21 protein-coding genes are annotated in these 18716 nt (G+C 51.5%); 7 read left to right on the forward strand and 14 right to left on the reverse strand.

Features of this window, described 5'->3' with window-relative positions:
• Positions 1–2: 2 nt before the first annotated feature.
• The 12 genes from JMJ04_RS06935 to JMJ04_RS06990 all read right to left on the reverse strand — a co-directional run bounded on the left by JMJ04_RS06935 (position 3) and on the right by JMJ04_RS06990 (position 11590).
• Entirely contained in the window at positions 3–650 is a 648-nt protein-coding gene (locus JMJ04_RS06935) for a TlpA family protein disulfide reductase (RefSeq protein WP_201369795.1), read from the reverse strand.
• Positions 651–923: 273 nt separating this feature from the next.
• Positions 924–1499 (reverse strand): type 1 glutamine amidotransferase domain-containing protein, encoded by a 576-nt coding sequence (locus JMJ04_RS06940; protein ID WP_201369796.1) that lies wholly within the window; start codon positions 1497–1499, stop codon positions 924–926.
• Positions 1500–1766: 267 nt separating this feature from the next.
• A complete protein-coding gene (locus JMJ04_RS06945; RefSeq protein ID WP_201369797.1) occupies positions 1767–2414 on the reverse strand; it encodes a response regulator in 648 nt (215 codons plus the stop codon).
• 225 nt (positions 2415–2639) lie between these two features.
• Entirely contained in the window at positions 2640–4589 is a 1950-nt protein-coding gene (locus JMJ04_RS06950; RefSeq protein WP_201369798.1) for an ATP-binding response regulator, read from the reverse strand.
• 322 nt (positions 4590–4911) lie between these two features.
• Positions 4912–5325 carry a hypothetical protein gene (locus JMJ04_RS06955; RefSeq protein ID WP_201369799.1) on the reverse strand — a complete coding sequence of 138 codons (414 nt, stop codon included), beginning with the start codon at positions 5323–5325 and terminating at the stop codon, positions 4912–4914.
• A 396-nt stretch (positions 5326–5721) separates the two neighbouring features.
• Positions 5722–6363: a cytochrome c oxidase subunit 3 gene (locus tag JMJ04_RS06960; RefSeq protein ID WP_201369800.1), complete on the reverse strand. Its 642-nt coding sequence runs from the start codon at positions 6361–6363 to the stop codon at positions 5722–5724.
• A 27-nt stretch (positions 6364–6390) separates the two neighbouring features.
• A complete protein-coding gene (locus tag JMJ04_RS06965) occupies positions 6391–6726 on the reverse strand; it encodes an aa3-type cytochrome oxidase subunit IV (protein ID WP_201369801.1) in 336 nt (111 codons plus the stop codon).
• A 15-nt stretch (positions 6727–6741) separates the two neighbouring features.
• Complete coding sequence (ctaD, locus tag JMJ04_RS06970) at positions 6742–8433, reverse strand: cytochrome c oxidase subunit I (RefSeq protein ID WP_201369802.1); 1692 nt, start codon at positions 8431–8433, stop codon at positions 6742–6744.
• 56 nt (positions 8434–8489) lie between these two features.
• Positions 8490–9611 carry a cytochrome c oxidase subunit II gene (gene coxB, locus JMJ04_RS06975; RefSeq protein ID WP_201369803.1) on the reverse strand — a complete coding sequence of 374 codons (1122 nt, stop codon included), beginning with the start codon at positions 9609–9611 and terminating at the stop codon, positions 8490–8492.
• Positions 9612–10290: 679 nt separating this feature from the next.
• On the reverse strand, positions 10291–10698 hold the full coding sequence (locus tag JMJ04_RS06980) for a hypothetical protein (protein ID WP_201369804.1): 408 nt from the start codon (positions 10696–10698) through the stop codon (positions 10291–10293).
• A 252-nt stretch (positions 10699–10950) separates the two neighbouring features.
• The gene (locus tag JMJ04_RS06985) at positions 10951–11217 is read right to left on the reverse strand and encodes a hypothetical protein (RefSeq protein WP_201369805.1); all 267 of its coding nucleotides are present in this window, start codon (positions 11215–11217) and stop codon (positions 10951–10953) included.
• Positions 11218–11338: 121 nt separating this feature from the next.
• Positions 11339–11590 (reverse strand): hypothetical protein, encoded by a 252-nt coding sequence (locus JMJ04_RS06990; protein WP_201369806.1) that lies wholly within the window; start codon positions 11588–11590, stop codon positions 11339–11341.
• 640 nt (positions 11591–12230) lie between these two features.
• On the opposite strand from JMJ04_RS06990, the gene JMJ04_RS06995 reads away from it, so the two are divergent.
• The 3 genes from JMJ04_RS06995 to JMJ04_RS07005 are packed head-to-tail and all read left to right on the forward strand — an operon-like array spanning position 12231 to position 13540.
• Positions 12231–12467: a hypothetical protein gene (locus JMJ04_RS06995; RefSeq protein ID WP_201369807.1), complete on the forward strand. Its 237-nt coding sequence runs from the start codon at positions 12231–12233 to the stop codon at positions 12465–12467.
• Positions 12468–12527: 60 nt separating this feature from the next.
• Entirely contained in the window at positions 12528–12893 is a 366-nt protein-coding gene (locus tag JMJ04_RS07000; RefSeq protein ID WP_201369808.1) for a hypothetical protein, read from the forward strand.
• 23 nt (positions 12894–12916) lie between these two features.
• The gene (locus JMJ04_RS07005; protein WP_201369809.1) at positions 12917–13540 is read left to right on the forward strand and encodes a hypothetical protein; all 624 of its coding nucleotides are present in this window, start codon (positions 12917–12919) and stop codon (positions 13538–13540) included.
• Positions 13541–13835: 295 nt separating this feature from the next.
• On the opposite strand, the gene JMJ04_RS07010 is transcribed toward JMJ04_RS07005, so the two are convergent.
• Positions 13836–13964, reverse strand: a complete 129-nt coding sequence (locus JMJ04_RS07010; protein WP_201369810.1) for an SDR family NAD(P)-dependent oxidoreductase — start codon at positions 13962–13964, stop codon at positions 13836–13838.
• A gap of 32 nt (positions 13965–13996) precedes the next feature.
• Positions 13997–14725 (reverse strand): SDR family oxidoreductase, encoded by a 729-nt coding sequence (locus JMJ04_RS07015; RefSeq protein WP_201369811.1) that lies wholly within the window; start codon positions 14723–14725, stop codon positions 13997–13999.
• Positions 14726–14867: 142 nt separating this feature from the next.
• Here JMJ04_RS07015 and JMJ04_RS07020 point away from each other — a divergent pair, with 142 nt between their 5' ends.
• The 4 genes from JMJ04_RS07020 to JMJ04_RS07035 all read left to right on the forward strand — a co-directional run bounded on the left by JMJ04_RS07020 (position 14868) and on the right by JMJ04_RS07035 (position 18708).
• Entirely contained in the window at positions 14868–15470 is a 603-nt protein-coding gene (locus JMJ04_RS07020) for a TetR/AcrR family transcriptional regulator (protein WP_201369812.1), read from the forward strand.
• Between the two features lie 337 nt (positions 15471–15807).
• Entirely contained in the window at positions 15808–16716 is a 909-nt protein-coding gene (locus JMJ04_RS07025) for a heme o synthase (protein ID WP_201369813.1), read from the forward strand.
• A gap of 162 nt (positions 16717–16878) precedes the next feature.
• On the forward strand, positions 16879–17523 hold the full coding sequence (locus JMJ04_RS07030) for an SCO family protein (RefSeq protein ID WP_201369814.1): 645 nt from the start codon (positions 16879–16881) through the stop codon (positions 17521–17523).
• Positions 17524–17694: 171 nt separating this feature from the next.
• Positions 17695–18708 (forward strand): GAF domain-containing protein, encoded by a 1014-nt coding sequence (locus JMJ04_RS07035; protein WP_201369815.1) that lies wholly within the window; start codon positions 17695–17697, stop codon positions 18706–18708.
• The last annotated feature ends 8 nt before the right edge of the window (positions 18709–18716 follow it).

Raw genomic sequence — 18716 nt, forward strand, 5'->3', positions numbered from 1 at the left:
AATTAGGCGACACCTAATTTCTTCAATTCGAGCTGCAAACCCTTCTGGTCCAGGGGCCCATAGCGCCCTACGATCTTGCCACTCGCGTCGATAAAGAAGGTCTCGGGATAGCCACGAATGCCATAACTGACCCCTGTATCGCCATTCAGCGTATCCTGCACATTGGTATAACCCAGGGTATACTTCTGCAAGAAGTTATGCGCGTCGCTAGATGGCTCATTAGAATCCACGCCAAGCATGACCACATTTTTACTCTGCAACTGCTGCCAGGTCTTGCTCAACTGGGGTGCCTCAGCCTGGCACGGCTCGCACCACGAGGCCCAGAAATTGAGAATCACAGGCTTGCCCTTAAAGTCGGAGAGCTGCACTTCTTTCCCATCGCTAAGCGAGGGAAGCTTGAAGTTAGGGGCATCCTTTCCAATTAAAGGGCTGGGCATCTCGCCAGTCGTTGAGTTGCTGGAGGGCGCGTTCTGTGCCCCAGAGGCAGGCGTCAATAATTGCGTGAGCAGCAGGGCCAATAGGGCCACGCTAATCGTGGTCACCACACTAAAGGTAATAATATGGCGGCGCTTACTGCGCTGCTCGAAGGCCTTCTCGTCGCCCACTTCTGCCATTGTTCTATGTTGTAGATCCAATTCTTCAGCTGCCATGTGCTTTCACTTTTTTAGTGCTCCTATCGAAAACCTGAGTGCGGAGCACTAGCCGCGAGAGCGGCGTTGGTTTTCGTATAAGAAGGTACTTGCCTGGTATCGAAGATATAATAACAGACAGATTATGGTGCTTAAGCCTGATAGCCAACTTGCAAGCCTTTAAGGCTACCTTACAAAGACCTGAACATCTTTTATATAGCAGAAAGAGAGCATCTGGCTGATGCCCTCTTTCTTATGTTCGGCAAAAAAAGCTATTTCTGTAGCGGCTACTTCCTACGCCGTGATCACATTTGCCTTCTGTTGCTTATACTCGCTAAAAAGCGAGACCATGGCGGAGTCAAAGGCAGGAAGATCTTGCGGGCTGCGGCTAGTTACCAGGTTGCGGTCACGCACCATCTCTTTATCTTCCCAGGTGCTGCCCGCGTTACGCAAGTCATCCTGAATGGTAAAGTAGCTGGTCAAGGTGCGGCCCTTCGCGACACCAGCGGATACGAGCAGCCAGGGAGCGTGGCAGATGGCCGCGATAGGTCGTTTGCTCTGATCAAACTTCTGCACAAACTCGCGTGCCTTGGGCTGCATACGAATAAAGTCAGCGTTCAGCGCTCCACCCGGCAGGACCAGACCCTCAAACTCATCGGGATTGGCCTGGTCAAGCGTCATATCGACCGGGAACATATCCGCCTTCGTATCGTGATTCATGCCCTGCACCTGGCCGCCTTTAGGCGCAATCACAGTAACCTTCGCTCCCGCCTGCTCAAGAGCCTTCTTCGGCTCTGTAAACTCTGCTTGCTCAAAACCATCTGAGACCAGAATCGCGACACGCATGCCGCTAATTGTATTGCCTTGCATGCTATGTACCCCTCTTTCTCTTTATAGTAACTAACGCCATATGCACATGATTAGCTTGACTCCTCGCACCTGTGGCATTCGTCCTGGTAGTGTGTGATGAAGCCCTGGCAGCCTATGGCTGCCAGGGCTTCATCACACACTACCTCCCATACTCAGGCGAGCCACGTAGTGGCGAGAAGTCCTGATGTGAGACGTAATATACACGTTCTAACGTCTACGTTCGTTACGCTCTCACTTGTGAGAGTAGAAAGAGGGAAGTAGCACCTGCTAAGCACTAGCAATCTGTGGGCTGGCCTTCTGACCACCCAGCGTCCAGTAGAGCAAGGCAACTATTACTATAAGAAATCCAGCCGCACTCAGGGCAACCTGGAGCAAGAGCAGGCCAATGACAACCAGGAGTAGGCCAGCGGCGGTAAGCATAGGCATCAGACTGGGGGCAGAGTGACGAGTGTAGGCAGCCAGTAAAATTTCTTCCGCCTGAGCCTCCTGGGCCGCTTTCCGCGCCTCTTGCTCATGCAGAATACGCCCTACAGCCTGGTGGAGCACGCGAGCGTCAAAGGGCTTGGTCATATAGATGGGTTGGGGAGTTTCCTGCCCGGCAAAGGGAGCCGCGAGCAGAGCAGAGGGAGTGCTTTCTGCCTGTTCCCAGGATAGCACAATCGTGGGAGTTTGCCACAGATCAGGCAGTTCCTGGACAGTACGCAGCAAGTTCCAGTTACGGTGTACTCCACCATCGACATCGACCACAATCAGATCGGGCTGGCGTTTCTCTGGCAGAGGAAGCGCCCTAGATATCTGCGTCATCTCGCTCACCTGTATGCCCTGGCTCTGTAAACCAATAGCAATCAGGCGGCGTAAGCAAAGATCGCTCTCAATGAGGAGAACGTGGGGTTGCTCTCCCGACGATGCGTACATGTATGCTCCTCCAAATTGCAAGACCTTGCGCGAAGACCCATTGCAAAATAACATTGCTTCTTATAGAGAGCATACCCAATCCACATTACAATACCTTAACTACCTAGGGTATTCACCTTACAGTAACCTGAATACATTAAAACAGGTACAGAGCTGTAATACAAAAGAGAAGAAAGAGGCCAGTCCTGAGCATGCTCAGGACTGGCCTCTTTCTTCTCTTTTGTATTACAGCTTCATGAGTTTGTAGCCAACATCGGGGACCGTCACTATATACTTCGGGCGACGTGAATCGCTCTCGACCTTGCGGCGCAGGCGGCTGATATAGACCCAGATAAAATCGATGTCACGATTATACTCTGGCCCCCACACCTTCTCCAGGAGCAATTCGTGGGTAACAACCATGCCTGCATTCTGGGCCAGCACACTCAGCAACTTGTACTCGGTGCGGCTCAATTGTATAGTCTTACCCTCAACGGTTACCAGGTGTTGCGCGTGATCAATGACCAGCTCGCCTGTGCGGAAGACAGCCTGCTGGGTTGGCTCTTCGCGTACAGCGGAGCGTCGTCGTAGCACAGCCCGCACGCGCGCCATAAGCTCCTTCATACCGAAGGGCTTGAGAACCAGGTCATCTCCCCCCAGGTCAAGCAGTTGGACGCGCTCGTCCTCGTCGCACTCATCGCTCAGCATAATGACGGGTACCTGGGAGAACTCGCGCAGGCGCTGGAGCAGCTCGATACCACTCATATCCGCTAGGCGCGTCGCCAGCAGGACCATATCTGGCTCCTCCAGATCGATCTGGCGCAGGAATTGCACGCCATGGTTAACTGTATGCACGCGATACTGCTGCTCCTCCAGATTCGCGCGCAGGTAACGTGCCATACGCGCATCGCCCTCAGCCAGCAACACAGAAACGCGACGATCCTGGCGCAGGAGCGCTGGGCGCACGGCCCCAAGTGGACCTGTGACTGGCTCCGCAACCTCGCTTATGCGTGTACGTTGGGGTACCGCTGCGGTCTCGATACGTGGCGCCAGGGGCAGAGTAAAGTAGAAACTGGTTCCCTGGCCCTCGCCCATCGAATCAGCCCAGATACGACCGCCATGCGCTTCAACGGTTGAACGTGCCGCGGCCAGGCCCAGCCCACTACCGCTAGCCTGCTCATCGCCTTGCGATCCGCGATAGAAGCGATCAAAAATGCGCTCCAGGTGCTCGGGAGCAATTCCTATGCCTTCATCGATCACGCCAATCCGCATCTCAACCTCATTAGTCTCCAGGCGCACACTCACGACCGAGTTGGGAGCGGAGTAATTCAGCGCGTTATCGAGGAGATGGTTGAGCGTTTGCTCTATGCGCACAGCGTCACACATCACCGGGGGCAGATCGGGAGGAAGACTCAACACAAAGCGATGATAGGGAGCCTGCTTCTGCCAACGTGTCACCAGTTGCGAGAGTAATTCTGGCATCTGCACCTGGGTAAGTCGTAACGGTTGCATACCAGCGTCCAGGCGCCAGACATCAAGCAGGGTGTTAAGTACATCGTAGAGACGATCCGACTGGGTATCGATCATTTGCAGCATCTCGCGCTGCATCGCCGGATCCCAGCGCGCCGAGCTACCCAACAGGGTAGTCGCACAGCCTTTGATTACGGCCAGGGGGGTCTTGAGTTCATGCGCGGCGCGGGCCAGGGTCTCCCCCTGCGCCTCAAGCGCCGAACGCTCCAGGGTCACATCATCGAAGAGCAGACCACGGCCCAGGAGAGAGCCACGCCGATCATGGACAGGGAAGGTACGAATACGCAGCCAGCGCACAGCCGCGTCCGCCAGGGCGACGTCGGCAGCATATTCCTGCTCTGGATGACGCCAGACGCGATCCAGTTCGGTATGTGCCAGCCTGCGATCAGCCGAAATCGACAACAGATGCTCGCGCACATTGAAGTCATCGGGTGAGATCAAATCATGCTTCCTGATTTGTAGCAGGCGGAGTGCGCTCTGATTTGTATAGATGACACGCTGCTGATTAAGCAGCATAAAGCCGCTGCTCATGCTTGAGCACACCTCGGAGAGGATATGATACTCCTTGGTAAAGGCGGCGGGCACAATATCAAGATTTTGCATCGACATTGGGCTATGTGTCACCGTGGCTTTCTCGTCTTCTGTCCACCAACCATCGTGGGTCATAAATGCGCTTCTCCCATCGGGGGATCAGGTCAAAGCTTCCTTTTCCCGTCTGTCTCTACTAGCCATCTCTGAACTTTAGTAATTGCTCATATTGTAGCAAAAAAATTCAATCTTGCCAGGGAAGTAGGACTTTGAAGCATGAGGCATTGTATCTGGTTGAGGCGTAGGAGTTGTTTTTTGCCACTCAACCAGATACGACCTTTCGGAAACCTGAGCGCGCTTGCCGTGCCACCGCTTGCCCCCGAATGGGGGTTGGTTTCCGTCTAAGAAGGCAAGGATGGGGAAACACGCACTTGGGTTAGCATCTATGGGGAGAGGTGCTCTATTTAATGATGCCCGCGATCAAGACCAAAAAGACCAGGTGGACAATCATAAAAATGAAGAAGCCAAAGCCTAGAATGGCAATCCAGCGCCGGTCATTGACATACATATGCAGGCGCGTGGGATAGGCCAGTGGCCAGCGCTCAGCGGCAACCAGGCCAACAGCGACACGCACACGTAGTGGTGAGTGCACCTTGGAGCGCTTTAACTCAGTCACCAGAGCGTTATAACAATGTTTACACAGGGTCCAGGAGCGACGAGGCTCAGGCGCATCCTCCGGTTCAAGCACCGTCAAGGGGTCAAACCAGATACGCTGGGTACAGATTGAACAATGCTTCACCCGCATACTCCGCGTGCGCGAACCCTCTTTCTCCAGCGGCTGTGAAGTATTGGCTCGACGCATAGCCTCTTTCATTCGCCTATTCGTCCTTCCAACTACCAATCATTCTCGCTCTACAATTGCTCGCTCGCTTAATAGCCTCTGCGGGAGGAGGCAGAAGAGGAACCCCTCCTCTTATCCCGTAGAGTAATTTCTCTCTCCACTCTTACAAGCATAACGCGGGCTGTAAGCGACGCAATAACCTACAAAGGTTGTTTCTCTCAGACTCTTTTTTTTACTCTCCACCAATTGTAGCACATTCCACCTGCAACATCAGTGTAGTGATTACTGGTAAATGTACAACTCACCAGGTGCTCTCTGCCCCTGCGGCGCTTCCGCAGGGGCGAGAAGTCCTGTGAAGATACAAACAAGCCTGGCATCCATTGAAGGATGCCAGGCTTGTTTTGCTTCTCTTGGCTTGCTCGATTGAGATTAGCCTTTGATCATCAACAGGGGCAGCAGATAAACTGTGCTAAAGACGATGATCCAGACGATGTCGACGAAGTGCCAGTACATCTCGGCGGCCTCGACCGCGAAGTGCTTCTTGGCGGTAAAGTCGCCGCGAATGGCACGAATCAGACAGATCGTCAGGAAGATGATACCGATGGTGACGTGCAGGCCGTGAAAGCCGGTCAACGTGAAGAAGGCCGAGCCAAAGGCCTTGGTCTGCATCGTAAAGTGATCGGCAGTGTAGAGATTAAAGTACTCATACACCTGACCACCCAGGAAGACAAGCCCGAGGATAATCGCGCCCGCCAGACCTGCAATCAACTGATTCTTATTACCTTTGACAATACCCTTGCGTGCAATAATTGCTGGGAAGCTACTTGCCAACAAGAAGGCAGTGTTAATCAAAGGGAACTTCCAGTCCAGGTGCTCGCCCGAGGGCAAGAGCCAGAGACCGTTTTTGATCTGTAAACCACGCACTTCCAGGTAGAGGTACGCGGCGATCAGGTTCGCGAAGATCAGCGCCTCAGAGGAAATGAAGAGGATCATACCCCACCAGTTCATGCTGCGTCCTACTTCAACATGCTCCTCTAGCGACCTGACCTGCTCGCCGTGAACAACGCTCATATTATGAACTCCCTAACCATGTTCTCGTTATCTACGCTCGTAGATCCATCCTATGATACAACCGATGAGCAGCACCACGCCGAGACCACAGACAATCGGCTGAAAGACGAAACCAACCAGAATGAGAGAGATAGCGACCGTGGTCACAAGCGGCCAGATGCTAGAACGAGGCATCAAATCCTCTTCCTTTGGCACGACCTTCTTGCGCTTCTTGACTGCGCCCTTCGCTGGCTGTTCAGCAGCCTGAGGAGGCGTAACCTCCTCCTGCTCCTGTTCCGCTGGTGCTGCCACAACCTGTGCAGATTGTGTCTCTGGCTGCGCGGACTTCTCGCGCTTCTTGTCCAATTGTTTGGCTTTGGTCATGGTGCTACTGTACCTCTAGTGAATAGCCGACTTCCAGTCAGCAATCTCAGGATTCTTCTTGTCATAGAATGGACGGCGGCTGCGGACCACGGGGATGGTGAGGAAGTTGTACTTCTTCGGAGGAGAGGTTGTATCCCACTCCAGGGTGAAGGCATCCCATGGATCGCTACCAGACTCTTTGCCATCCTTCAAGCTCTTGAAGAAATTGAAGACGAAGACCATGACACCCAGGCCAACCATGAAGGCGCCAATCGTCGCCATAAGGTTCAGCTCATTCCAACCCAGGTTGCCTGGGTAGGTGTAGACGCGGCGGGGCATACCCAGCAGGCCTAACAGGTGCATGGGGAAAAACGCCAGGTTCATGCCTATCAGCAGCAGCCAGAAATGAACCTGCGCCAATTTCTCGCTCATCAGCTTGCCGGTCATCTTGGGGAACCAGTAGTAGATACCCGCGAAGATAGCCATGGCGCTACCGCCGAAGAGCACGTAGTGGATGTGCGAGACAACGAAGTAGGTGTCGGTGATCTGGTAGTCGAAAGGCACGACGGCCAGGGCGGCACCGTTCAAGCCACCAATCAGGAACATACCAATGAAGCCAAGCGAGAAGATCATTGGCGCCTTCAGGCTCAACTTACCTTTGTAGATTGTACCCAGCCAGTTGAAAATCTTTACCGCGGTTGGCAGAGCGATCAGGGCTGTGCTAGAGGCGAAGAATGCCTGCGCGACAGGTGGCAGACCAACGGCAAACATGTGGTGTGCCCACACGGTAAAGCTCAGGAAGCCGATAGCCACACCCGACCAGGCGATGAAGGTATAACCAAAGATCGGCTTGCGCGAGAAGACGGGCAAGATTTCAGAGGTGATACCAAAGGCCGGCAGGATCAGGATGTATACCTCGGGATGGCCAAACGACCAGAACAAGTGCTGCCAGAGTAGCGGGTCACCGCCATATGCATACTGATAGAAATGCGTGCCCAGGTGGCGATCCAGCAGTAAGAAGACGCTGGCGGTCGTCAGGCTAGGCAGAGCAAACAGCAGCAGGAAGGACATAACCAGGATCATCCACGAAAAGAGCGGGATGCGGTTGATGCTCATACCAGGCGCGCGCATCTTCAGGATGGTTACCACGAAGTTCAATGAACCGCTGATCGAGGATACGCCCAGCAGCGTGGTACCCAGAATCCAGAAATCGGCATTCATGCCAGGTGTACAGTTGTACGCGTGAATACCGCAAGCATCCTTGGTCAAGCTCAGGGGAGCGTACATGAACCAACCGCCATTAGGCGCGGCGTTGAACAGGTAGCTCGACTGTAGGAAAATGCCACCAAAGAGCAGAATCCAGAAGCCAAAGGCGTTCATACGCGGGAAGGCCATGTCACGTGCGCCCATCATCAGCGGCACAACATAGTTACCAAAGCCCGCCATCATCGGCATCACGAACAAGAAGATCATCGTGGTACCGTGCATGGTAAAGATCTGGTTATAGGTCTCAGGACTGATGACTTTGCCATTGGGTACTGCCAGCTGTGTACGGATCAAGAGAGCCTCTAGACCGCCCACCAGGAAGAAGAAGAAGGCAGTAACCATGTACATGATGCCGATCTTTTTATGATCGGTCGTCGTGAGCCATTCACCCAGGTAAGATTCACTGAATGATCGCTCACGAACTACTGTTGTAGCCCTATCATTGATAGTGCTAGTAGCCATGAATAATTCCCTCCAACGAGTCTAGCCCCACAAGTGAGGTAGACGGGCAAGTTATGCTACTTGAGGCTTTCCAGATAAGCCACCAGCGCTGGCAGATCCGACTTATCGACGTTAACCGACATATCGTTGCCAGGTTTGACTTTCTGGGGATCAGAGATCCACTTCGCCAGGTTACAGTTGCTGAGATCGCCACCAGGATTACAATCCTGCTGGTTGTAGTCCAGCACACCGCCAGCGATCAGGTGACGGCTACCGAAGTGCGTCAAGTTTGGACCAATCAGACAACCATTATCCTTTGTGGGATCGTCACAGCGCCCAGCAGGGTTGGGGTCCTGCAGGTAAGGTGTGCTCTGACTGACACCAACGATACCATGGCAGGTGGTGCACTGGTTCTTAAAGACCTCCTGGCCTTTCGCCTCCAGGCTACCAGGAGCAGGAACGGCGGCCGCCTGCTGCTGCAACTGTGCCCATGAGAGGAAGTCGTTGTTGTCATGCGTGACTTTAACATCAAAGCGCATGTTCGCGTGCTGCGTTCCGCAGTACTCAGCACAGATACCCACATAGGTCTTATCCGCCGTATCCGCGCTAAACCACTTCTCGTTATCGTGGCCGGGGATGACGTCGGTCTTACCAGTCAGCGCTGGCACCCAGAAGCTGTGGATAACGTTGTTTGAGTACAACTTCACATGCACATTGGTATGGGGCGGAATCACCAATGTATCCGCGGTGGTCATCTTATACTCTGGATAGTAGAATTCCCACCACCACTGGTGTCCATACGCCGTCACCTCAATTGTTTTGTTACTATTGGCTGGTGGCGTGGCGACGTCGAAAATACCCTTGATGGTAACACTCAACACCGCCAGCAAGACAACCGCTGGAATAATAGTCCAGATCAATTCGACGGTAGTATTACCGTGGATCTGTGGCGGGGTGGGTGAATCAGGGCGCTCGCGGAAGCGAATTGTAGAGTAGATCAAGACACCCTCTACACCTACAAATACAACCGCGGCAATTATGAGAATAATCCAGAAAACATTGCTCTCGCTTCTGGCAATCGGACCCGCCGGATCAAGGATCGAGGGCGAGTTTTCACCACAAGCGGTCAACAGTATCGAGGTCAAAGCGAGACCAGCAACAAGGCTCGCCCAACGCTTTGGCCTACGAAATAAAGGCATCCTCACGTCTAAATCTCCTAACACGTAGTTTGACGATGAACGATAATGTCTCTTTTCGTCGACACTCTCTCCATTTTATTGTCCAAGTGTAGCGAGCCACCCTAACAGGTAGCTTGCAGTCCCTAAAAGCCACCTTACAGGAACCTGAATAAAACCACGTGTAACAGAGGCCGCGCTCGCTTGAGAGGCTGTGTAACAATGTGTAGCACCAGGTGGCAGCATAGGTTGGGACATGTCAGAGGACACCATGGATTGATCATTCCAGTGGGACTAGCACAAAGCACATAATCCCAATGGCTTTTTCTTAATATCTGTCATCTATTTTAGATAGAGTAGAGAGATAGTAAAAGCTCGTTTCGCTTCAGTCAATACCCCTCAAGGTGCTCTTCTCCGCTACATACTATAGCACAATTTGTACAGTCTAACAAAAACTTTCAATCCGCTTCCTAAGCCGTTTCAAGCCCTTTTCCACGTTCTTTAAGGTCCATTACTGACAGCTAAATGGATTGCCAATCCTCAAAAAACTCTGAAAATTCACACAGTTGACCTGTCTAGCGGTTGTCCTACTTTTCTATTTGATGAAACCAAAAATTCCCTGTGAGAAAGTACAAGAAGACACGTCGCCATGTGATGAATGACGACGTTCGTCCATTTGCTTAGGAGGTGCAAGTCAAGAAAATTACGAGCACTTCATCTTATGAAGGTTAGAGGTGAGTTGCCTTGCATATTGCTCGCACAGTTCTTGTTTGCGCGCAACATAAATGGCCTTACTGTAAATTCCATTTAAGGTAATAATCCTCACTTCTAGCTGCTCATCTTCAAAGAGCTCAACATAGGTCGTGGCTCCGCGTTCGTGATATGTAACCGGAACCTCTTTGATGTTACTTCGCCGATAGGAATTCGCGCCTGTAATTCGTAGCGAAAGGTGTCCCGTCGTCGCGGGATACACAATACTACAGGCAATTTCGTAGATGTAGGAGTCGAACTCCCTCGCCCGTTCTTGTAGGATGCATTCATACGAGATATGTACGAGAAAATCGCTTGGCTGGCTCTCTTCCAGAGAGGTATATGGAATAGATTTTGACAAGAAGCAACTCGCTTTCTACTACCAGGCACCATGAAAGGCAACCGCATTATCCATGTGAGGAGATCTCGCTAGACTCTGTCACGAAACATAGTGCGCCTCTTCTCGCTTGCTCGTCTCCTTAAGTAACTCTGGACATTTCTGTAACAAAAGAGGCCAAGAGCTAGCAAGCAGAAGAGTAACAAAATTATGGGTAATGACATCAGTATTTCCTCCTCACTATTTTGTCAGCAATAGTGTGCAAGAGTTACCTGCTCAAACAGGCTGCATGTTTTCGCCAATTCTCATGAATAAGCCATCTCGATACATCTGCTTATAGATGCTCCAATCATCTTCTTGCACATTGAGCAGATCCTTCAGTAAAGACACATCTGACACATGCAAGTCTTTTTCTGCTTGGTAACACAGTCGGCCTATTTTTTGCTGAATCATCGTATGCTGCATGCGTGTGGTGTGATGGGTATTAGCGAGCCACTTCAGTTGCAAACAGATTTCGAGAAACAGGGTCCTAAAGGTTTTCATACATACCCCTTTCTAGTGCTCGCAGGTGTTTTTGGAGAGATTACGCATTGGAACAGGTAGTACAACTATTTAAGACAGAGGAAAGAGGATCACGCTCTTCCTTCTTCAAATTTGTGCTCTATTAGGAGTTGTCTTTTGCTTGTTGCGTAATTTTCTCTGCAATATCTTTAACCTGTGCTTCTATGGCAATGAGCGTGGCTTCATCTAGTCGCGGCTCATTGTGCTCTTCACGTTGATCCTGAACCATCTCCATTACACCCGCGATGTGACTCATCAGGTATTCACCACTCGCTTGAAGCGCAAGTGTACGAAGTTGTTGTTTATCCAAAGGTGTCCTCGTTTTTTCGATGTTGTACTCCTTTTCAGGAGCCATACAAGAGGTGATTCTAAAGAGGTGCTCTTAAGTGAGGAAACCACAACACATCTCTTCCGGCTTCGTTTATAGCTGAAGGAGAGAGCAGGTATCACGATGTGTATATCATCTATTTATTATACATCTTTTTATCCCAAAATACAATACCAATAATTGAAGAGGTATAAGTCAAAATAAATAGAACGAAGTAGACTTTATATAGAATACAAAGCAGTGAGGATCGAAAATCTGGACAAAAATAGAAGTTGATTTTCTGCATAAGCAAGGGTAAGAGAAAAGAGCGTCTCCTGAGAAGAGCGCATTGTAAGCGCTCTTATGTATACAGCAGACAGGCCATTAGTACATCTTTTTACGTCTAGTTTGAAAAATTATTTTTCAAATTGTCTAAATTATACAGGCTTTTCATTTGTAATTTTTTTAAAAATACTGTATACTAGTAGGGTCATACATTGATGAGAACTGTTCCGCGTAGAAAACTTTTCCCGCGTGTTATCGTCTGCCTTCCACCTATTCTGGCAATTTTTCATCACCCATTCCGAGAGAATGTAAAACATCGAAGGAGCAGGAATGTTCCATTTGTTTTATCTTTGCTCGTCTTCATGACAACAAACGCGCCTTTACAAAGAAATGAGAGTAGCCAATGGCCATACCCACCCTCGACCAGACCGAAGGTATCTGGATCACTCGGACCAATAATTCGGGATATCACTATGTGCAGGATGTCTTTGCAGGAGAAAACCCGCGAGATCAATTTCACCGGGCAAATTGTCGTCTGTTGATCACCAAAGGGCGCCTGATCCCGGAAAGAGGTGATGCCCTTAATCCATCCGAACGCCACTGGGAGAAGGCCCAACGCTACAGCCAGGTCCTGATATGATGCAGAAACAGACATGACACCACACCACCGCCTGGCTTCCTTCAGAGGAAAGAGAAGCTGATGAGACGAATGCCAACAGGAACGCTTGTTTGGAGCCTCAAGCGCTATACCAGAGATGCCAACTTGTGGGACCGCGTCTGCTTCAGGTGCAAGCAAAAGGTTCCCGTCTTTGAGTATGAGCTTCGTAATGAACAGGAGCAACCACTCTTTCACTTTCTCTGTGAGGAATGCGCGCAGAAGAAACTTGCGGAATGGCTTCAATGTACAGAGAGTCCCGACTATATAGCTCTTGGCTACCAGACAGATTTTGATATCGCGACCGTATTCTTTGAACAAAAAAATGAAGGCGAAACTCTGCTCCTGACACGTTGGAGCAAGGAACAACGGCGGCGCAGACTCCAAATAGAGACTGATGCAGACGCTTAATAATAAATAAAGGAGCCACAGGCATGACTTACACACGCCAAAACAGTGTTGAAGAGCAGCGAGAAGCCTCTCACCAAGCCAGGCGCATTACTACTCTTTGTGAAGAATTCTACATCACACTCGATGCTATTGACTGGCAAGATCTGGGCATGCAGGCTCCGGTAAACGTGGACGGTATTAACATCGCGACCCTTCAAGTCCTTAGCCAACGTGCGAGTGATGACATCCTGCGCCAGATACAAATGAAGCTCTTCGAACATGCTGCTCTAGAAGCTATTCACGCTCCATCAAGTCTGAAGGCGCTCATATGGTCTCCGATCGAGGTCCTACAACCCCAGGCATTTTTACAACTTTGGGTTGTAACGATGGAAACGGGTGAGCGTGTTCCGGTCATTGAATCGCTCAAAGATGGACATCGTGTCTACGAACACTATAAATTTGATGGAAGTCATGAACAGTTTCTCCAACTCTTTGGTCCGCTTGGCAATGGGAAACTTCCTCTTGGAGAGAGGGTTACCATCCAGGTGCGAGAAAATCAATATACAGGAGAAATCATACACATCCTTCCCCCGGCAAAAATCCTACCTATCGCAAAAACGCCTCAAAACACGCTACAGCGTCAGAGCAGATATTCTTCAAGGACCTGATCGAAAGATATATGGTTGACTGTCACAACGGTTTTCCCTACATTGTGAATCAGACACAAATTGTTGCTAATGTACCTGTGAGCTGACTGTTGGAATAAACAAGCTACCCTCCTTGACACCTGAACTTATTCCACTTGGATGGAAAGTCTAAAGTCAATGCATCTAGAGTTACGCTGGGGCGGTTGATCCCAACCAGGGGCTGAAAAGTCAGCCCCTGGTTGGGATCAATTTCTTCTTCCACTTACACTACGTATGGGTTGGACAACCCGGTCAGTTGTTCGCTAAGTTGTTGGAGTCATCGTTGCTGGTCGCGCCCGTGAAGCAGTACGGTCGCTCCCTGCTTTGCCAGGGCCAATGCCGTCTGTTTTCCGAGCCCGTCGCTTGATCCGGTGATCAAAATGGTTTGTTGTGCAATGGGTTTCATGGTCTGCCCTCTTTGAGAGATGCGCTCCTCAATTACCAGGATGACCTGATCCGCGCTCCTCCATCACAATCAATGATCGTACTGGTCATAAACGTGTTACTAATCAGCATAGCAATGACCTGGGCCACATCCTCTGGGCGTCCAATGCGCTTAGCCGGAGTGATAGCTGCGGATTGCGCGAAGAATGCCTCGCGCATTTCCTCCGGGAAATCACCCCAGAAAGGAGTTGCGACCCCTCCGGGTGCAACGGCGTTGACACGCAAGGGCTGCAATTCCAGTGCAAGTGTGGGAATTATGGCTTCCAACGCCCCATTGACGGCCGCGAATCCGGATGCACCAGCGAAAGCGGTGTGAGCCGTGATAGCACTGACGATAGTCAGAGAGCCATCCTTGCGTAAGAAATCGAGACTGGCCTGCGCCGCGATCAATTGCGGCCAGAACTTGGTCTCAAACCCTTGACGAAGCATATCAAAATCAAGCGTGCGGAACTCTCCTGCTCCTACATTGCTCGCTAGAGTCAGGACAAGATGGTCAAAGGTACCAATGCGGTCGAAGAAGTTGCGCGTCTCTTCACGCGAAGTTGCGTTTACGACCTCACCGGTGACAGAGCCTTTAAGAGTGGCGAGCGCCCTTGTCACTTTTTCCAGTGAGCGCCCGGCGATAATGATATTCGCCCCGGCCTCAGCTAGAAGGTGAGCCGTTGCCAGTCCAATCCCGGACGTTCCGCCGAGAATCACAATGCGCTGATTCCTCAAGTCCATTTGATTTCCTCTTTTTCATGCTGGTTTCTCTCTCCAGCATCTGCTACAATAAACGATACGTGACGTGTCATATTGACAATAGCAATTGTATACGATACGTATCGTATAAGTCAAGGGGATAATTTTAGAGGAGGAAAGAGTAATGCTTGAGCAGGGGAGGCCGTTAGAAACAGGCGGGCCTGGCCGCCGCCGCAGTGATCAGGCCCATCAGGCTATTTTGCAAGCGACGATTGAGGTGCTCTCCCAGGAGGGCTATCGTGCTATGACGATTGAAGCGATTGCCGCGAGGGCAGGCGTGGGGAAAAAGACCATTTATCGCTGGTGGTCGTCCAAAGCGTTCGTAACGCTTGAAGCACTGACTGTGTATACCGAGGAGCATACGCCTTTTTCAGATACTGGCTCCCTGGAGGGAGATTTACTGACCTACTTTGAGCTTTCTTTCGCAGGCTTGCAGGGGAAAGCGGGAACCGCATTGAGCGGGATGACGGCTGAGGCACAACTGGACCCAGAATTTGCACGTGAATTTCAGCGCATATTCATCGTGCCACGAAAGCAAGAGCTGGTTGAGCTCTTGCAACGAGGAATACAAAGAGGTGAGCTGGCTGCTGATACCAACCTGGATGTGCTCGCGGACTTGATTTATGGAGCCAAATGGTATCGCTTTCTCTTGTATCCTAAGCCACTGGATGATACGTTCGCCAAAGAAATTGTCACGTTGATTCTCCGCTTGAGACCAGAAGCGTAGCACATAAGGGGAGAAAGATGGGAATTGTATAAGATGGGAATTGTATAAGAGTGATAGATGAACCGATAGAGAGAGGCAAAGAGTTTTTTCAACCAGAGGCGAACTTTGCCCATCATTCTTCAACCTTTCAGGTGTTTGTAAGGTGGCATTCATTGCTTGCAAGGAGCCTATCAGGAGCAAGACCGACAATGAGATATGCAGCACTGGCTCTAAACAATTTTAAAAACCATACTTTACGACAGCAATATACAGCCATTACCGCCTCGCGTGAGCAGCGGTCTTGTTCCATATTTGATTGCGGTTCCTGAAGTGACCGCGCGCTAATGAGGAGAATATTGTGTCACAATCCAATACCACTCTCGCCGCACAGCCAGCCTGGCGCGCGACACTTTCCGCTTATATCAACCTGGTAAAGCCACATGTCACCGTCCTGCTATTGGGCGTGACAGCCGCGACCATGGCTATCGCGGTACGCGGACTCCCTCCCCTGGGCATTACGCTTGCAACCCTGCTAGGCGGCTTTATGTCAGCTGGGAGCGCAAACTGCATCAACTGCTATATTGATCGCGACATCGACCAGGTCATGGGACGGACGCAGCGCCGTTCTCTGCCCGCTGGCCGCGTCCAGCCACAGCAGGCTTTGATCTTCGGCATTATCCTCGGAGTGGGTTCCTTCTTCCTGCTCTGGGGCCTCGTTAACCTGCTTAGCGCTGTTCTGGCGACCTCGGCGATTCTGTTCTATGTCTTCATCTATACGCTGGGCCTCAAGCGTACCACCGCGCAAAATATCGTGATTGGTGGGGCCGCGGGCGCAGTTCCGGTCCTGGTCGGATGGGCAGCTGTCACCAATTCAGTTTCCCTGTCAGCCATCTGGCTCTTTGCGATCATCTTCTATTGGACGCCTCCCCACTTCTGGGCGCTCTCGCTGCTGATTCAGAAAGACTATGAGAAGGCGAAAGTCCCCATGCTCCCGGTTTTGATGGGCGAGACTGAGACACGCAAGCAGATTCTGCTCTACTCGCTGCTCCTGGTCGCGGTGACCACGATTCTCTTCCTTATGGGCGCCATGGGTTACATCTTTCTGTTCAGCTCACTGACCCTGGGTGGCATCCTGGTCTATATGGCAGTCCGCCTGCTCAATGATGACGCATCGAGGAAGTGGGCGCGTACGATCTTCTGGTACTCCAACTGCTACCTCGCGCTTATCTTCGCTGTCGCAGTCATTGACCGGGTCATTCACTTCTAGAGTCGTTAACGCGCGATGTGCAAGTTCGTTTCGGCCGCCTGCGGCGGCGAAGAGGAAAAAGAATGTGGGGACACCCCAAACCCCGCCAGGGGCAGTGCCCCTGGACCCCGTTTGTGCTATCTTGCATATCATGTTAGTCAGTAAGGACAGTCGAGAGAAGCTATGAGTATCCGATGGAACTGGCGTCTAGCCTCACGCCTTTCAGTTTTAAGCCTGGCCGTACTGGTCGTTATCTTTGTCCTGGTCTATCAGCGAGTCTCAGCCGATAAAATGAGTTCGATAGACACCCCCTCTGTCACCACTTCGGGACTTCAGGGGACAGACCTGGGCGGCGCTGCCGCTCCCGGTTTTACCTTGATTGACCAGCATGGAAAGACCGTCTCGCTCGCCGATTTTAAAGGCCAGCCAGTCGTGGTCACCTTCATGTTTACGCGCTGCCCCGATCAGTGTCCTCTGGAAGCTCAGAAGCTGCATTCGACCTTCCAACTCCTGGGAAACGATGCCAGCCATGTGACCATGCTTGCGATCAGCACAGATCCCCAGAACGACACGCCTCAGGCGGCCTCTAACTTTACCCAGGCCCATAGCCTGGATCAGAGCAACTGGCATTTTCTCACTGGCTCAAGCCAGCAGCTCTCTCCTGTCTGGAGCAACTACCACGTCTATGCGAACAGCAATGGGAACACAGCCGATCACAGCCTTGGCATCTATGTCCTCGACAAGCAGGGCCACGAGCGCGTCTTCCAAGACACCAGCTTTACCCCCGATCAGCTAGCCAGCAACCTGAAAAAACTCCTCAGCGAATAAAGTAGAGAATAGAGAAAGCGGCGGCTCCTCGACTGAGGGGCCGCCGCTTTCTCTATTCTCTATCTGCTTATTGACGTGCATCAATCAATACAGTATGCTTTTACATGGTAAATCCTTGGAGAAGAAAGAAGAAGGCGTAAGATACGCAGACGCGTAAGGGATAAGAAAGTTATGGCGCAAGAGACATCTACCTGGCGAGGCCTGCTAGGACAAATCATTAGTGATGCGCAGGAACGCCAGCGCATCGCTGACCTGTTGCGAGTAAATCCGATTACTCTCACGCGCTGGGCTAACGCCAGGTCGAAACCACGCGCAGAAAGCTTGCGCCAACTGATTGATGTGCTCCCCACGCAACGCCAGCGACTCATTGAGCTGATTACCAACGAATACCCTCGCCTCTTCGCCGAGGAGGAGGCATGGCAAGAAGATATTGCGCCCCTCATTCCTTCGAACTTCTATACACGTGTGCTTAACATACATACCACTAGCTCCTTATTCTTACGTTCATCGGCCATCTGTATCGCTGTCCTGCAACAAATTCTGGCCCATCTCGATCCCACACAAAATGGAATGGAGGTCTGTATCGCGCAATGTGTTCCCTCGCAATCACAAGTTACCCCATCTAATGTTCAGCAGCCTCGGATACACAGCCTGCGTACTACCTTTGGACGTGGCACACCTCCCTGGAATAATCATGAGAACCAGATCGTCTTTTTCGGTGCGGAATCGCTTATCGGACAGGCGGCGCTTCGTGGCCATTATATCGCGATCCAGACGCGCGACGAGAGGCAGCGCCTCTTTCCAGCCCACGCTACCGCGCTGGAGGAGAGTATTATTGGCCTGCCTATCGTCCGGGCTGATCGCGTGGTGGGTGTGCTCTCAATCGCCAGTACCCAGCCTCATTTTTTCGTCTCGACCTGCCTGGACCTGGCCATTCACTACGCCGAACTCCTGACCCTGGCCTTTGAATCTCATGAGTTTTACCGGATTCAGGATCTCGACCTGGGCCTACTGCCTCCTATCCAGAGACAGCAAAGCTCTATCGCGAACTTCCAGCTCCAGGTAACACAGACTATGATTCAGGCTCAGCAGCAGGGCGAGCCACTTACACGCCCGGTGGCGGAGCTGCGCACCTGGCAGGAGATAGAGCGTCGCCTACTCCACCAGGCCTGGGAAGAGGCCTGATAGCTCAC

The sequence above is a fragment of the Ktedonobacter robiniae genome (assembly GCF_016587375.1).
Taxonomy (GTDB): Bacteria; Chloroflexota; Ktedonobacteria; order Ktedonobacterales; family Ktedonobacteraceae; genus Ktedonobacter; species Ktedonobacter robiniae.

Excerpts from the sequence above, each read along its gene's own strand:
- JMJ04_RS07015 (WP_201369811.1), bottom strand. The coding sequence starts at position 14,725 with ATGGACTTGAGGAATCAGCGCATTGTGATTCTCGGCGGAACGTCCGGG.
- coxB (WP_201369803.1), bottom strand. The coding sequence starts at position 9,611 with ATGCCTTTATTTCGTAGGCCAAAGCGTTGGGCGAGCCTTGTTGCTGGT.
- ctaD (WP_201369802.1), bottom strand. The coding sequence starts at position 8,433 with ATGGCTACTAGCACTATCAATGATAGGGCTACAACAGTAGTTCGTGAG.
- JMJ04_RS06940 (WP_201369796.1), bottom strand. The coding sequence starts at position 1,499 with ATGCAAGGCAATACAATTAGCGGCATGCGTGTCGCGATTCTGGTCTCA.
- JMJ04_RS07035 (WP_201369815.1), top strand. The coding sequence starts at position 17,695 with ATGGCGCAAGAGACATCTACCTGGCGAGGCCTGCTAGGACAAATCATT.
- JMJ04_RS06935 (WP_201369795.1), bottom strand. The coding sequence starts at position 650 with ATGGCAGCTGAAGAATTGGATCTACAACATAGAACAATGGCAGAAGTG.
- JMJ04_RS06955 (WP_201369799.1), bottom strand. The coding sequence starts at position 5,325 with ATGAAAGAGGCTATGCGTCGAGCCAATACTTCACAGCCGCTGGAGAAA.
- JMJ04_RS06965 (WP_201369801.1), bottom strand. The coding sequence starts at position 6,726 with ATGACCAAAGCCAAACAATTGGACAAGAAGCGCGAGAAGTCCGCGCAG.
- JMJ04_RS07010 (WP_201369810.1), bottom strand. The coding sequence starts at position 13,964 with ATGAAACCCATTGCACAACAAACCATTTTGATCACCGGATCAAGCGAC.
- JMJ04_RS06985 (WP_201369805.1), bottom strand. The coding sequence starts at position 11,217 with ATGAAAACCTTTAGGACCCTGTTTCTCGAAATCTGTTTGCAACTGAAG.
- JMJ04_RS06960 (WP_201369800.1), bottom strand. The coding sequence starts at position 6,363 with ATGAGCGTTGTTCACGGCGAGCAGGTCAGGTCGCTAGAGGAGCATGTT.
- JMJ04_RS06990 (WP_201369806.1), bottom strand. The coding sequence starts at position 11,590 with ATGGCTCCTGAAAAGGAGTACAACATCGAAAAAACGAGGACACCTTTG.
- JMJ04_RS07005 (WP_201369809.1), top strand. The coding sequence starts at position 12,917 with ATGACTTACACACGCCAAAACAGTGTTGAAGAGCAGCGAGAAGCCTCT.
- JMJ04_RS06945 (WP_201369797.1), bottom strand. The coding sequence starts at position 2,414 with ATGTACGCATCGTCGGGAGAGCAACCCCACGTTCTCCTCATTGAGAGC.
- JMJ04_RS06995 (WP_201369807.1), top strand. The coding sequence starts at position 12,231 with ATGGCCATACCCACCCTCGACCAGACCGAAGGTATCTGGATCACTCGG.
- JMJ04_RS06950 (WP_201369798.1), bottom strand. The coding sequence starts at position 4,589 with ATGACCCACGATGGTTGGTGGACAGAAGACGAGAAAGCCACGGTGACA.
- JMJ04_RS07020 (WP_201369812.1), top strand. The coding sequence starts at position 14,868 with ATGCTTGAGCAGGGGAGGCCGTTAGAAACAGGCGGGCCTGGCCGCCGC.
- JMJ04_RS07000 (WP_201369808.1), top strand. The coding sequence starts at position 12,528 with ATGAGACGAATGCCAACAGGAACGCTTGTTTGGAGCCTCAAGCGCTAT.
- JMJ04_RS07030 (WP_201369814.1), top strand. The coding sequence starts at position 16,879 with ATGAGTATCCGATGGAACTGGCGTCTAGCCTCACGCCTTTCAGTTTTA.